Below are 14,813 nucleotides of genomic sequence, written 5' to 3'. Positions count from 1 at the left end.
GTTTACGATTCTTTATGTGTGGAATTATAAAAAGTGGTGACGATATCACGATGTTAAACATTTGAAAACAAAGGATAAATCTGCTACTGTAAAAATGTGATACATTGTGATCATGACTTGTGACGCAATAGTCACAAGGGTTACATACTTTTAAAGGAGGAGATTTACAATGGCTAAATTTGAACTACCACAACTACCTTACGATTTTAACGCTCTAGAGCCACATATCGACGAAGAAACAATGAAGATTCACCACGGCAAACACCACAATGCTTATGTTACAAAGCTAAACGGTGCACTTGAGGGTCATGAAAACTTAGCTGACAAAAGCCTTGAAGATCTTCTTGGCAACCTGGATGCTGTACCTGAAGGAATTCGTACTGCAGTAAGAAATAATGGTGGCGGACATGCTAACCACACGCTTTTCTGGCAAGTACTTAGTCCAAACGGTGGCGGCGAACCATCAGGTGACTTGAGCGAAGCAATCAAAAAGAAATTTGGAAGCTTTGAAAGCTTCAAAGACGAGTTCGCTAGTGCTGCTGCAGGACGTTTTGGTTCTGGCTGGGCATGGCTTATCGTTAAAGGTGGAGAACTAGAAATCACTAGTACTCCAAACCAAGATACTCCTGTAATGGAAGGCATTACTCCAATTCTTGGCCTTGACGTTTGGGAGCATGCTTACTATCTTAAGTATCAAAACAAGCGCCCAGATTACATCAGTGCATTCTGGAATGTTGTTAACTGGGATGAAGTAGCTAAGCGTTACGAAGCTGCAAAATAATCGCCAAAACCCCGACAGTATTGTCGGGGTTTTTTTATGGTTCTATCCTTGTATAGACGCTTCCCAGATGTTCTAATAGATAGCCAATAACAAGGTCTGTAACCGCACAACCATCATTGAAATCGTACTTGCTATAGGAAAAAATTTGATTTTCCCTGATCGATATGAAGAATGTAGGCAGCGTTAATGAATTTTTTTCTTCATTATATGTATGTGGCTGCTCAAGTTTTTTAGCAAAAGAAATCAGTTGTGATATAAGAGTATTCTTAATTTGATGAGAAATGACGTCCCCTGTATAGATAAAATAATACATCGAACTCTCCTTTCAAAAACATCTTACCCATTTCTAATCTTTCGCATAAGGAGACAGAATTAATACAAAATAAGGGAGGAGGAAAAAAGGGGAGTTTGCCATGAAAGTACTTAAACACGTAATGGGTGATATAGCTGTTACAAAAGATCTACTCTTATTATTAACGATCGGCGGATTGTATGCTTTGAGCATTGCTCTTTCAAATACGTTTGTAAACGTTTATTTATGGAAACAAACAGGTGAATTTGCAGATATTGCGATTTACAACCTTTCAGTTGTCATCAGTCAACCGCTTACATTTATTTTAGCTGGACGATGGGCTAAAAAGATGGATCGAGTGATTGTATTGAGAATCGGCGTAATCTTTTTGGCGCTATTTTATATTACGGTTTTACTACTAGGGCAAAATGCTGGCCAGTTGCTCGTCTTATTGGGAGCACTGCTTGGAATTGGGTTTGGGTTTTATTGGCTTGCGTTTAATGTATTAACATTTGAAATAACTGAGCCTGATACGAGAGATTTTTTTAATGGTTTTCTGGGACTTCTAACTTCTTTTGCTGGAATGATCGGTCCTATTTTCGCAGGAGTAGTCATTTCAAGTCTTGAATCATACACGGGGTACAAAATCATATTTGGAGTCTCACTGCTGCTTTTCTCAGCTGCGGTTATCTTGAGTTTTTTCTTAAAGAGGCGATCAGCGAAAGGCAACTTTTCATTCATGCGAGTTTTCAACGAACGTAAATCTAACAGCGATTGGCTAAATGTTCTTCATGCTCACTTCTTCCAAGGGTTAAGAGAGGGAACATTTATTTTTGTCATTGCTGTTCTCGTATTTATTACGACTGGCAGTGAGCTTGCGATAGGAACATTTGGTTTGGTGAATTCCGCTGTTTCATTCCTGGTTTATTACCTTGCGACAAGATTAATAAAACCACGTTTTCGTATAAAAGCAATTCTTTATGCAGGAATTATGCTATATGTCTCAGTGGTTATTCTTTTATTTGAATTAACGTTCCCGCGCTTGTTGCTTTACGGCATTTGTATTTCAATCGCTTATCCCGTTTTGTTTGTTCCATATGTATCACTAACATACGATGTGATCGGAAAAGCTTGGAATGCTGCGGAAATGAGGATTGAGTACATTGTAGTAAGAGAGGTGTATTTAAACTTTGGAAGGGTTGTATCGATCACTGTGTTTCTAATAGCGATCTCGATTTCAAACGATGTTCAAATCGTACCTACACTATTGATGATCCTAGGAATTGGTCATTCCATTATTTTCTTCTTCTATAGAAAACTCAAGATTGTTAGGGCTTTTAGTGAAAAGTCTGTAGAGCCAGTTCAATAGCTCATTATACCCTTTACAATTGGTGTATCACTAAGTATAGTAAATAAATATGGGATAGGGCACCTGTACTCTACAGGTGCCTAATTGTTTGTTGAAAGGAAGAATAACGTGAATCCTAATAGAAAGAAAAAGAACCACGTGCCGATAAGGTTAAATATATTATTCTTGTCCGTTTTTATTTTATTTTCAGTTCTTGTATTGCGTCTTGGCGTCATTCAAATTGTGGACGGTGAAGAATATGAACGGGTATCAGAGCAGACTGAAAATGTAACGGCAGAATCAAGTGCCCCTAGAGGAAAGATGTATGACCGTTACGGAAGAGTGCTTGTAGATAATAATCCCGAGTTCGCTCTTACGTACATAAGAACACAAAATACGAATCAATCAGAACGATTAGATCTTGCAAGAAAACTCGCCGAACTAATCGAGAAAGATTCTGAAGAAGTTACAGATCGGGATTTAAAGGATTATTGGATCGTGACTCGCCCAGAAGAAGCGAAACAGAAGCTCTCAGAACAAGAGTGGGAGAATTTAGATTCAACAGAGGCTTACAAGCTCCAAATAGAGCGCATCGATGATAAAGATTTAGCTGAAATAAAAGCTGATGAGACTGAACTAGAAGTAGCAGCCATAAAGAGAGCGATGGATAATGGGTACGCTCTTTCTTCTCAAACGATTAAGATGGGGTTAACGGAAGATGAGATCGCACGCATTAGTGAAAACCTCGGTGAATTACCTGGAGTTGATATTCAAGCTGACGCGACAAGGGAATATCCATATGGTGAGACGCTTCAAACAATCTTTGGAAATGTAGGACACATTCCTCGTGAAAGCCTTACTTACTACCGAATTAGAGATTATGATAGGAATGACCAAGTAGGTATTAGCTATCTTGAGAAGCAATATGAAGAATATCTCAAAGGACAAAAAGAAAAACAAAAATTTGTAACGGATAAATCCGGTGAGCCGATTGGTGAGCCAGAAGTAATAGAGGGACAACGCGGAAATGATCTTGTTTTATCGATCGATATCGATCTACAACAACAAGTAGAGGAAATTTTAGAAGAAGAATTACGTGATGCCAGAAAATATGGTGCGACTAGAGGGTATGTTGTGATGATGGACCCTGCTACTGGCGAAGTTCTATCAATAGCAGGTAAAGCTTATAATAATGGGAAGTATACGGGCAGAACCTTTGGTGTGATCGGAGATTCATATGCGATGGGCTCTACGATTAAGGGAGCTACAGTATTAACTGGGTATCAATATGATGTCATTAATCCCAACGATATGCTAGTAGATGAGGTGCTTCGATTTTCGAATGGTCAAACCAAATCTTCTTATACCTCTAGAGCGATGGGCAGAATATCGGATTTAGTGGCAATACAAAAGTCTTCAAACGTCTATATGTTTAAAATCGCAATGATGATGGCAGGGTATGACTACGAACCTAATAAGAGGAGTAGCTATAACCCTGAAGCGTACAATCAAATGAGAGAAGCATTCTCTCAATTTGGATTAGGTGTTCCAACTGGAATCGATCTCCCTGGTGAAAGTGCAGGTCTTAATGGAGGAATTGGGGTGTTCGGTAATTTACTTGATTTGTCGATCGGACAGTATGATACGTATACGCCAATGCAAATGGCGCAATACGTTTCTACGATTGCAAATGGAGGCTATCGCATTAAACCTCATCTATTAAAAGAAGTACATGAACCATCAGAAAGCGATACACTGTCCAATACTGTCCTTTTTCAACATACTCCTGAAGTATTGAATAAAGTAAAAATGAGCAAAGATGAAGTAGAACACATTCAAAGGGGAATGTGGATGGTTATGAATACGAAAGAAGGAACTGCAGGAACGAATTATAACTTCTTTCAGAGTGATGACTATGTTGCAGCTGGAAAGACAGGAACGGCTCAGATCGGAGAGGAGTACAATTTGACCCTTGTAGGATTTGCTCCTTATAACGATCCAGAGGTTGCCTTTTCTGTTGTCATACCGGAAGTAAACGATTCGAGCTCTGGCTTTGTTAATAAGAAAATAGGCGGAAGAATATTAGATGCCTATTTCGACCTCAAAAACAAGGCGAAAGTACCTAGTGGAAGTGAAATTGAAAATAAGGATAAAGAATGAGATAAAAAACCGCAGAAATGCGGTTTTTTCTTTTTGGTTTGGGAAGAGTAAGGATTAATCAGGTCTAAAGTCCTGCGCTTTCGACAACAACTTTCAATTATATGCAAGAAAATAAGGATTTCTACAAGCATTTACACTATCTTTACAATCGGTTTATATGCAATTAATAAACAAGCTGTATTCTTGTAATTGTGGTTGAGAGGTCAGTAGGAGTCCTAATGACCCATACAAAAAACACATCCATTTAGGGGGAAAAAGCACATGAAATTTAAAGGCATCGCATTAACGCTAGTAATGTCATTGATTTTGGTTTTCGCAGCAGCTTGTGGAAACAACTCGGAAAACTCAGGCGGTGAGTCTGGAGGCGGAGAAGAATTATCTGGCGACGTTATGGTAGACGGATCTTCTACTGTATTCCCGATCTTTGAAGCTCTAGCTGAAGAATATGCAGCTGCTCAACCTAAAGTTCAAGTTAGTGTAGGTGTTTCCGGTTCTGGCGGTGGATTTGAAAAATTCTCTAACGGTGAGACTGACATGAGTAACGCATCTCGTCCGATCAAAGAAGAGGAAGTTGCTGCACTAGAAGAAGCTGGTATTGAATTTACTGAATTCGAAGTTGCAAAAGACGGACTTTCTATCGTTGTAAACGCTGAGAATGATTGGGTAGATCAGCTTACAATCGAAGAACTTAACAAGATCTGGACTGGAAAAGTTTCAACATGGAGCGAAATTAACTCTGAATGGCCTGAAGAAAAGATCGAACTATTCAGCCCGGGTACTGACTCTGGTACGTATGACTATTTCAACGAAGTTGTTCTAGAAGAAGAGCAAATGAATAAAGAAGCAACACTTTCAGAAGATGACAACGTTCTTGTTAACGGTGTAACTGGTTCTAAAAACGGTATGGCGTTCTTCGGATATGCTTACTACCTTGAAAACAAAGATAATCTAAATGTTGTTCCAATTGTAAATGGTGATGGTGAAGCAATCGAGCCTAACGCTGAAACAATTCAAGATGGAACGTATGAGCCACTTTCTCGTCCACTTTACACTTACATCAAGCATTCTGCTGTTAAAGACGATGAAGCAGTATATGACTTCAGTAAGTATATAATCGAAAACGGTGGCGAAATGGCTGAAGCTGTTGGCTATGTAGCACTACCTGATGAAAAGTATACGGAAGCTATGGACAAGTTAAACGAGATAGCTGGAAAATAACGGATTGAAAAACGGTTGTGGTGAGGAGTAAATACGCTCCTCACTTTAACCTGTTTTGCTCTTGTGTGAGGGGGAGTAATATTATGGAAAGATCTATACGTCAAATGATTAAAGATAAAAAAGAAAAGCAAAAAACTCGATTAAACTTTATGGAAAAATTAGTCCCAGGTTTGTTGCTTTTGTGTGCTGTTCTATCAGTACTAACGACGTTAGGAATCGTATTTACGCTTATTGTTGAAACCATAACGTTCTTTAGTCGTGTTTCAATAATTGAATTCTTTACAAATAAAGATTGGTATCCTTTCTTTGAAGGAGATCCTGACTATGGTATTTGGCCGCTTATTTCAGGAACTCTTATGATTACAGTTATTGCTATGCTTGTAGCAATCCCATTCGGATTAGCTGCTGCCATTTATTTGAGTGAATATGCAAGTGATCGTGTAAGACGATTTATTAAACCGATATTGGAAGTACTAGCAGGAATTCCAACGATTGTTTACGGATTCTTCGCGCTAACATTTGTAACTCCGGTATTGCAGAACGTTATTCCAAATCTTCCTGTATTTAATGCTTTGAGCCCAGGAATTGTGGTTGGGATTATGATCATACCAATGGTCGCTTCCCTATCTGAGGATGCTATGAGTTCTGTTCCAAATGCAATTAGAGAAGGTGCTCTCGGACTAGGTGCAACTCGATTTGAAGTTGCGGTGAAAGTTGTTCTACCTGCAGCTCTCTCTGGTATCATCGCTTCATTTGTTCTAGCTATTTCAAGAGCGATCGGAGAAACAATGATCGTAACGGTAGCTGGTGGTGCTACACCTAAGCTAACAATGGACGTAACCGAGTCGATTCAAACAATGACTTCGTATATCGTTCAGGTGAGTCTTGGAGATGCTGGATTTGGTACAACGATCTACTATAGTATCTATGCAGTAGGGATGACGCTGTTCTTATTCACTCTGATCATGAACCTCATCGCTCAATATATTTCTCGAAGATTCAGGGAGGAATACTAATGCAATTAATCGATCAATCAAAAGTTAAAAGTAAAATGCAAACGAGGTTGATGAAGAACAACGTACTAAAAGGAGTCTTTTTTGGGGCTACTATGTTCGCGCTTGTTGTTCTCGTTATCCTCCTTTATCGGATATTCACTCAAGGAATTGGGTATTTAGACTTAGAATTCTTTCAAAACTTCGCATCACGTTTCCCTGAAAAAGCAGGAATAAAGGCTGCATTTTATGGGTCCCTGTGGGTTATGGGAGTCATTGCACCTGTTTCATTGATTCTAGGAGTTGGTACAGCGATTTACCTTGAAGAATACGCAAAGAAAAACCGATTTACGACGTTCATTCAATTGAACATTTCAAATCTTGCGGGTGTGCCATCTATTGTATTTGGTTTACTCGGTCTGACAGTATTCGTTCGTATGCTTGAGATGGGACGTAGTGTTCTTGCCGGTGGTTTAACGATGAGCTTATTGATCTTGCCGATCATCGTTGTAGCTTCACAGGAATCCGTTCGTTCTGTGCCGAAAGAATTAAGGGAAGCATCTTACGCAATGGGAGCGACGAAGTGGCAAACCATTCGCAGAGTCGTACTACCAGCAGCAATTCCAGGAATCTTGACTGGGGGAATTTTGGCACTATCAAGAGCAATTGGTGAAACAGCACCACTCCTAATGATTGGAGCTCTTACGTTCGTTGCCTATTTACCTGAGAACCTTCTTTCTGGTTTTACTGTTATGCCGATTCAGATCTTTAACTGGACAAGTCGTCCACAAACAGAATTCCATGACGTAGCGGCAGCTGGAATTATTGTTTTACTCGCTATGCTTTTAATCATGAATTCTATCGCTGTGTTAATTCGTAATAAATTTTCAAAACGTTTATAAGAAAAGTCGTGCTCTACTCATCAACATGAAAAGGGGAATGTTATCATGAAAACAATTATGGATGAAAAAAAGATCCAAAAACCTCAACGTGCTGAAGCTGAACAAAAAGCAGATGGTCAATCAGTATACAAAATTGAGAACTTCAACTTATGGTATGGGAAAGATCAAGCGTTAACGGATATTAACTTTGAAATTCCTGAACATAAGGTCACTGCAATTATCGGACCTTCAGGTTGCGGAAAGTCTACATTTATCAAAGCCCTAAACAGAATGGTTGAAATGGTGCCGATCGTAAAAATGTCTGGTGATATTAAATACCGTGACAATAATATCTTCGATAGCAAATATAAAGTGGAAGATCTTCGTACAAAAGTAGGAATGGTATTCCAGAAGCCAAACCCATTCCCGAAATCTATTTATGAGAATGTGGTATACGGCCCTAAAATCCACGGAATCAAGAATAAAAAAGTACTCGATGAAATCGTAGAGAAAAGCTTAAAAGGCGCAGCTCTATGGGAAGAAGTGAAAGATCGATTGAATGAGAATGCATACGGTCTTTCGGGTGGACAGCAACAGCGTCTTTGTATTGCGCGCTGTCTTGCAATCGAACCAGACGTTATCTTGATGGATGAGCCAACATCCGCACTTGATCCGATCTCTACACTTAAAGTTGAGGAACTCGTTCAAGAATTGAAGAAAGAATTCAGTATCATCATCGTTACGCATAACATGCAGCAGGCAGCTCGAATCTCCGATAAAACAGCCTTTTTCCTAAATGGTGAAGTGGTTGAATTCTCTGATACGAACAAGCTGTTTTCTAATCCATCAGATAAGCGTACAGAAGACTATATTACTGGCCGTTTCGGTTAAAAATTTCGGGGGTGACTGTTTATGGTAGTTAGAGAAAATTTCCAAGAACAATTAGATGAAATCAAAGCTCAACTGTTAGAGCTAGGTTCTCTTGCTCAGCTCGCTGTTGACGAATCAATTAAAGCATTGAAAAACCAGGATGTAGAGAAAGCTCTTGAAATCATCGATAATGATCACGAAATTAATGAACTCGAAGAAGAGATCAACGAAAAAGTAATTTGGCTTATTGCAAAAGAACAACCACTTGCTTCAGATTTACGTCGTTTGATTTCAGCGCTTAAAATTTCTACTGATGTTGAAAGAGTAGGCGATCTGGCTGTTAACATCGCGAAGTCGATCATCCGAATCGGTGATAAACCTTTCGTAAAGCCAATCGAAGAGATACCTGCTCTTGCTGAAAAAGCAAACAACATGCTAAGAGAAGTATTGTCATCCTTCTATGAAGAAGATGTGAATCAAGCGAAAGCTGTTGCGGATGCTGATGACGAAATCGATACGATGTATGGTCGATTGGTAAAAGAACTACTCGAACTCATGACAAAATACCCTGATAGTATTAGTCAGATTCAGCAACTCGCATTTATCTGTCGTTACATTGAGAGAATTGGTGATCACTGCACGAATATCTCTGAAAGTGTGATTTATGTTGTAAAAGGTAAACGATACGATTTGAACGCTTAATATGTAAGCCGCCTTCCTATATAGGAAGGCGGCTTTTTTTATGTTTATCTCTCGTACAAGTAATCTCTCGAAGGTTTGTGAAATACACTAAAATAGATGTGGACGAGGAGGGACAAGATGCCTAGACACTTAGTGATTGGAAACGGACAACTCTTGATCAATATGGATCAGTTCTTGCAGATCAGAGATATCTATTACCCTTATGTAGGTCAGCAAAATCATGTTCAAGGACATGCAAACAGGATTGGAGTATGGGTAGATGGGAATTTTTCGTGGTTACATTCATCCGAATGGGAAATAAACCCTGATTATGACGAAGATACTCTTGTTACTTACAGTTCAGCATACCATCCTCATCTTGGATTGAAATTAATATTTGAAGAAGGTGTCCATCAGAGGGAAATGTTGATGATACGTAAGATCACGATTCAAAACTTAGAAGAAAAAGAAAAGGAAGTCCGTTTGTTCTTTCATCAAGATTTAAACATATATGAAACTGAAGTAGGAGACACGGCTTACTTTTGTCCAGACACTAAATCCATTATTCATTACAAGCGGTATCGATATTTCTTGTTTAATGGAGAGGTAGATGGTGGAGGTATCGAGCAATATACAACAGGGGTCAAACGATTTCAATCTGCAGAAGGTACGTGGCGCGATGCAGAAGATGGTCACCTCCATGTGAATCCGATCGCACAAGGATCTGTTGATAGTACATTTTCGCTTGAAACGAAAATTGCTGCTAACTCTGAAACGACTGCCTATTATTGGATGACAGTCGGCAGAACGAAGGAAGAAGTTAACAACCTACATGCGTATGTGAGTGAAATCGGAACTCGTTTAACGGTTGAGAAAATCCGAATGTATTGGAACAGATGGGTAAACAAATCAGTTATTCCTGAATCTGATCTAAGTCCTCATCTATTATCTCTATATAAGAGAAGTCTTCTTATCGTTCGTACTCAAACTAACCAGAACGGAACAATCATCGCTGCTAATGATTCTGATATCCTTCATTATAATCGCGATCACTACAGCTATATGTGGCCGAGGGATGGGGCATTGATAGCCGCTTCATTATCTAAAGCAGGTTATCACGGCATGGTCTCAAATTTTTATAGATGTTGTGCTGAGCTGTTGTCCGTTGATGGCTACCTTCATCATAAGTATAATCCAGATGGATCGGTTGGTTCGAGCTGGCATCCTTATATCGATCGAAAAGGATCTCCGCAGCTTCCTATTCAAGAAGATGAGACGGCTCTTGTTCTGTGGGCCTTTTGGGAGCATTATCAATCAACGGGAGATATCGAGTTTGCTCAATCACTTTATAAATACCTTATTCGGCCTGGTGCTAGATTTCTGCTCGATTATATGGATGAATCGCTCAGTTTACCTCACCCTTCCTACGATCTATGGGAAGAGCGTCTAGGTGTGTTTAGTTTCACTGCAGCAGCAACGTATGGTGGGTTAATGGCCGCATATTCATTTGCGACACTATTTGGTGAAGACGATCGTGCAGAGAGTTATTTTGCAGGTGCAGAGAAAATTAAAAAAGGAATCGAAAAACATTTTTACGATGAAGACCGCTCGTGTTTTATTAGGGGGATTTATACAAATAGTGAAACAGGGGAGATAACGAAAGATTATACGATCGAGAGTAGTGTATTTGGATTATTTGCATTTGGAGTACTACCGCCTGATGATCCGAGGATTGTTAGAACAATGGAATTAATAGAAGAGCGCCTTTCTGTAAAAACATCCGTCGGTGGAATAGCTCGCTACGTAAGTGATTATTACTTTCAACAATCACAAAACGTAGAAGAGGTACCGGGAAACCCTTGGATCATTTGCACATTATGGATGGCGAAGTGGAAAATCGCAAAAGCAAATTCGATCGAGGAGTTAGCCCAAGCAAAGGTACACCTTGAATGGGCACACCAGCACTCCTTATCAAGTGGCATATTGCCTGAACAAGTCAATCCCTATACAGGAAAGCCGCTCTCGGTTGCTCCGCTTACGTGGTCACACGCTACGTATGTTGATGTAGTCAAGGATTATATAGAAAAATATAAAGTTCTCTCAGCACTAAAAACAACTTGATAGAACCATATTTGTTTGTTATCATAATAAAGTATGTTGTTAAATGAACAGTTTGATAGGATTTGGAGGGATATTCATGCGCGTACAAATTACATTGGCTTGCACTGAAACTGGCGATCGTAACTACATTACAACAAAGAACAAACGTACAAACCCAGATCGTCTTGAACTTAAAAAATATAGCCCAAGACTAAAGAAACACACGTTACATCGCGAAACAAAGTAAGCAGTAGGTTATCCTACTGCTTTTTTATTTGTCTTCTTTCCCTTACACTGATAGTAACGATCATATAGAGGAGAGGTAATGATGCAAACAAAGCAAATGTTGCGAACCAATATGAAAAGCCGTCTAAAGGAAATGACAAACAAGGAAAAAGTAGAACTTGATGACCGGATCCTCGAAAACCTTTTTACATATGATCCCTATAAAGAAGCAGAGACAATCGGACTAACAGTTGCAATGAAAAATGAAGTGAATACGAAGAAAGTTATTGAGCATTCGTGGTCAGTTGGGAAGAAAGTTGCTGTACCGAAATGCCATCCAGAGGATAAGTCGATGACATTCCGCTACTTAAACAGTTGGGATGAATTAGAAACAGTGTATTTTGGTTTGAAAGAGCCTAAACCCGAGCTTACAAAAGCTTGTGAGCCAAAGAACATTCAGCTATTGGTCATACCGGGATTATTGTTTGATGAGAACGGTTACAGGATTGGATTCGGAGGAGGCTATTATGACAGGTTTTTGCAGCAATATGAAAATCAAACCGTGTCATTAGCATATAGCATTCAATTAGTCGAGAAATTACCTGTCGAGCCTTTCGATCTTCCAGTTGAAACACTCATTACAGATAAAAAGATTTTACGCTTCACATGATGCTCCTTTATTTCATCGTTATTCTTTTGACAGGTGTCGTTGGCTTGAAGATGGGAGCATTGTCTAGAAAAGGTACTGTTGCCGCTATATTCACCGGAAATGCCATCGCATATGGTTTTGGGTGGAAAGGGTTAGTGTTACTAGGGGTTTTTTTTGGAACTTCTACACTATGGAGTAAGTATAAACAAGATCGAAAGCAAGAAACAGAACGAATCGTTGTAAAGGGTTCAGCGAGAGATGAGTACCAAGTGTTAGCTAACGGAGGAGCAGCAGCATTTGCAGGTGTTATGATGGCAATGTTTCCTTCTCTATGGTGGATTGCTTTTTTTATTTCAGCTCTTGCTGCATCAAATGCAGATACGTGGGCATCAGAGCTCGGCGTACTCGCAAAGAGAGACCCATACCATATCCTCAAGTTACGTACTGTACCTAGAGGCACCTCTGGGGCAGTGAGTATGCCTGGTTTACTAGCATCATTTCTTGCTTCACTACTAGTAGCGGGAGTCGGCTTCTTTCTTTTTGATCTACCATTCACACTTTTTCTTGTGATCACTGGTGCTGGAGTGCTGGGTAGTATGATCGACACCATAATCGGTGCTACCATTCAGGAAGAGTTCTATTGTGAGACATGTTCTCTCAAAACTGAACGCACCGTACACTGTGGGGTTGGCACCACAAAGATAAAAGGAATTAGTGGAATAAATAACGATGTCGTTAACATGGTTTCCTCTCTATGTGGAGGCATAGCTTGTGGAGTGTGGTTCCTATGAAAGCATGTGGTGTATTGTTAGCAGGAGGAGAATCACGAAGGTTTGGTCACGATAAAGCTTTTGTCCAATACCAAGGTTCACCTTTCTATAAGACAATCGTCAATGAGTTAACGAAACATGTGCATAAATGTCTCATCGTTACAAAGCCAGAGCTTATGGCGAGATTCGAATCGGAAGAGCATGCAGATATTATTGTGGATGATCGGAGATTTAAAGGGATGGGCCCACTAGCAGGTCTTATTTCTGCGATGGGTGTAATAAATGCAGACTACTATGTTGTGGTTGCTTGTGACATGCCACTCGTTACTGCAGATCTTTTTTCTAAACTTATACAAGAGGCAAAACACCATCCGGAAGCTGATGCCATTATCCCTATTGCTAATGGTCGTATACAGCCACTTTGTGCATTGTACAAATACACTTGTAAGGACAGCATCGAAAATGAATTACTACTAGGCGATAAACGAGTGATGGCTGCACTTAAACAGCTTAAAGTACGACATGTGATGATTGAAGATAAAGACCTTGAATCCTTTACGAACGTGAATACCATAGAAGAATATATGTTAATCCGAAAGGGGCCGAATCAATGAGTCAGTACCAGCGTTATTCACGTCAGATGTTATTTTCACAAATTGGAGAAGAAGGACAGAAGAAATTTGGGGACACAAGTATTCTCATAGTTGGAATGGGCGCGTTAGGAACTGCTATAGCTAATCATATGGTAAGAGCAGGCATAGGCAAAGTTCGAATCGTTGACCGTGATTATGTAGAGAAGAGCAACTTACAACGTCAGATGTTATTTGACGAGGATGATGTTGAAGCTACTTTGCCAAAAGCTGTTGCAGCGAAACGAAAGCTTGAAAAAATGAACTCTGAGGTGACGATCGAAGCCATTACGGCTGATGTAAACGCGTCAAATATTCTTGAACTAATGGAAGAGATCGATATGGTGATGGATGGAACGGATAATTTCTCTACGCGCTTCTTACTCAATGATGCCGCATTCAAACAAGGAATTCCTTATGTTTATGGAGGTGCTGTTAGTTCTCGTGGAATGACCGCTCTCTTCATACCTGGTGAAACCCCTTGCTTGAGATGCTTTATTCAAGACGCCGGAGGGACTACTGGTGAAACATGCGATACGATTGGTGTTATCTCGCCAATTGTAGATATTATCGCTTCTTATCAAGTGACAGAGGCGATGAAATACATTGTAGGTGCTTATGAGAAATTAAATCGTTGTTTACTGACTGTAGATATATGGAATAATCACACGTATTCCATGAAGTATTCTTCGCCGAAAACAGACTGCCCTGCTTGCCAAAAGAAAGAGTTTCCAGCATTACAACATGGTGCAGCCAGTGAGGTTGCTTCCTTATGTGGTAGAGAAACGATACAGATCAATCTTGAGAAGGCGTTTGATCTGAAAGAGTGGTCTCTTAGACTCGAAAAAGTTGCTAAAGTAAAGAAAACGCCGTTCTTACTCAAAGCAGAGCTAGAAGAAGGTGAGCGGTTGGTCATATTTCCTGATGGGCGAGTGCTCGTTCAAGGAACAAGCGATAGTGGGCGGGCTAAAGCTCTTTATTCTAGGTATATCGGCATGTAACACAGCACCAGTTCTCACTGGTGCTTTTTTATATGTCTTGACAGACTAAAGAATTAGGTATAAAATAACGGTATTACTTAAACGCACAAAAGCATAAAAGTGGAAAAGTTATGAATCAGTCGAGTAGCTTGTGAAATAGCAGCATCAGAGACCCGGTGGAAGGTGTGAATCGGGGCAGTCAGAAAGTGAACTTACAGCTGAGGAACTAGGTAGTAA

Annotated in this window: 15 protein-coding genes and 1 other annotated feature (1 of these 16 cut by a window edge); of the genes, 14 read left to right on the top strand and 1 reads right to left on the bottom strand. The window is 39.8% G+C overall.

The genetic code is table 11. The features are described 5' to 3' along the window. The first annotated feature begins 169 nt into the window (after nt 1–169). The gene (locus PFZ69_RS01640) at nt 170–781 is read left to right on the top strand and encodes a superoxide dismutase (RefSeq protein WP_270179293.1); all 612 of its coding nucleotides are present in this window, start codon (nt 170–172) and stop codon (nt 779–781) included. Between the two features lie 34 nt (nt 782–815). Here the strand turns inward: PFZ69_RS01640 and PFZ69_RS01635 are convergent, their stop codons facing one another. Continuing rightward, nucleotides 816–1,094 carry a hypothetical protein gene (locus PFZ69_RS01635; RefSeq protein ID WP_270179292.1) on the bottom strand — a complete coding sequence of 93 codons (279 nt, stop codon included), beginning with the start codon at nt 1,092–1,094 and terminating at the stop codon, nt 816–818. A gap of 100 nt (nt 1,095–1,194) precedes the next feature. On the opposite strand from PFZ69_RS01635, the gene PFZ69_RS01630 reads away from it, so the two are divergent. From PFZ69_RS01630 to PFZ69_RS01570, 13 genes are all read left to right on the top strand, one after another. Further along, on the top strand, nt 1,195–2,442 hold the full coding sequence (locus PFZ69_RS01630; RefSeq protein ID WP_270179291.1) for an MFS transporter: 1,248 nt from the start codon (nt 1,195–1,197) through the stop codon (nt 2,440–2,442). 108 nt (nt 2,443–2,550) lie between these two features. Further along, nucleotides 2,551–4,581, top strand: coding sequence for a peptidoglycan D,D-transpeptidase FtsI family protein (locus tag PFZ69_RS01625; protein WP_270179290.1), 2,031 nt, complete (start codon nt 2,551–2,553; stop codon nt 4,579–4,581). Between the two features lie 261 nt (nt 4,582–4,842). Beyond that, a complete protein-coding gene (locus PFZ69_RS01620; RefSeq protein WP_270179289.1) occupies nt 4,843–5,799 on the top strand; it encodes a phosphate ABC transporter substrate-binding protein PstS family protein in 957 nt (318 codons plus the stop codon). 83 nt (nt 5,800–5,882) lie between these two features. Further along, complete coding sequence (gene pstC / locus PFZ69_RS01615) at nt 5,883–6,815, top strand: phosphate ABC transporter permease subunit PstC (RefSeq protein WP_270179288.1); 933 nt, start codon at nt 5,883–5,885, stop codon at nt 6,813–6,815. Further along, nucleotides 6,815–7,693 (top strand): phosphate ABC transporter permease PstA, encoded by an 879-nt coding sequence (gene pstA, locus PFZ69_RS01610; RefSeq protein ID WP_270179287.1) that lies wholly within the window; start codon nt 6,815–6,817, stop codon nt 7,691–7,693. Before pstC ends, pstA begins: the two co-directional genes overlap by 1 nt. A gap of 54 nt (nt 7,694–7,747) precedes the next feature. Beyond that, nucleotides 7,748–8,563, top strand: a complete 816-nt coding sequence (gene pstB, locus PFZ69_RS01605; RefSeq protein ID WP_442865119.1) for a phosphate ABC transporter ATP-binding protein PstB — start codon at nt 7,748–7,750, stop codon at nt 8,561–8,563. 21 nt (nt 8,564–8,584) lie between these two features. Next, a complete protein-coding gene (gene phoU, locus PFZ69_RS01600; RefSeq protein WP_270179286.1) occupies nt 8,585–9,244 on the top strand; it encodes a phosphate signaling complex protein PhoU in 660 nt (219 codons plus the stop codon). 117 nt (nt 9,245–9,361) lie between these two features. Next, the gene (locus PFZ69_RS01595; protein ID WP_270179285.1) at nt 9,362–11,344 is read left to right on the top strand and encodes a glycoside hydrolase family 15 protein; all 1,983 of its coding nucleotides are present in this window, start codon (nt 9,362–9,364) and stop codon (nt 11,342–11,344) included. A gap of 76 nt (nt 11,345–11,420) precedes the next feature. Continuing rightward, entirely contained in the window at nt 11,421–11,570 is a 150-nt protein-coding gene (gene rpmG / locus PFZ69_RS01590) for a 50S ribosomal protein L33 (RefSeq protein WP_136947542.1), read from the top strand. Nucleotides 11,571–11,648: 78 nt separating this feature from the next. Beyond that, nucleotides 11,649–12,218: a 5-formyltetrahydrofolate cyclo-ligase gene (locus PFZ69_RS01585; RefSeq protein ID WP_270179284.1), complete on the top strand. Its 570-nt coding sequence runs from the start codon at nt 11,649–11,651 to the stop codon at nt 12,216–12,218. Further along, entirely contained in the window at nt 12,215–12,988 is a 774-nt protein-coding gene (locus PFZ69_RS01580) for a DUF92 domain-containing protein (protein ID WP_333489721.1), read from the top strand. Before PFZ69_RS01585 ends, PFZ69_RS01580 begins: the two co-directional genes overlap by 4 nt. Further along, on the top strand, nt 12,976–13,581 hold the full coding sequence (locus PFZ69_RS01575; RefSeq protein WP_270180590.1) for a molybdenum cofactor guanylyltransferase: 606 nt from the start codon (nt 12,976–12,978) through the stop codon (nt 13,579–13,581). Before PFZ69_RS01580 ends, PFZ69_RS01575 begins: the two co-directional genes overlap by 13 nt. After that, nucleotides 13,578–14,597, top strand: a complete 1,020-nt coding sequence (locus tag PFZ69_RS01570) for a ThiF family adenylyltransferase (protein ID WP_270179283.1) — start codon at nt 13,578–13,580, stop codon at nt 14,595–14,597. Before PFZ69_RS01575 ends, PFZ69_RS01570 begins: the two co-directional genes overlap by 4 nt. A 101-nt stretch (nt 14,598–14,698) precedes the next feature. After that, nucleotides 14,699–14,813 (top strand) — a binding site (T-box leader) (it continues 89 nt past the right edge of the window).

The organism is Alkalihalobacillus sp. CinArs1 (assembly GCF_947387515.1).
GTDB lineage: Bacteria > Bacillota > Bacilli > Bacillales > Guptibacillaceae > Guptibacillus.
Note: the sequence above shows the minus strand (reverse complement) of the source record. Positions and strands in the feature narration are given on the sequence as shown.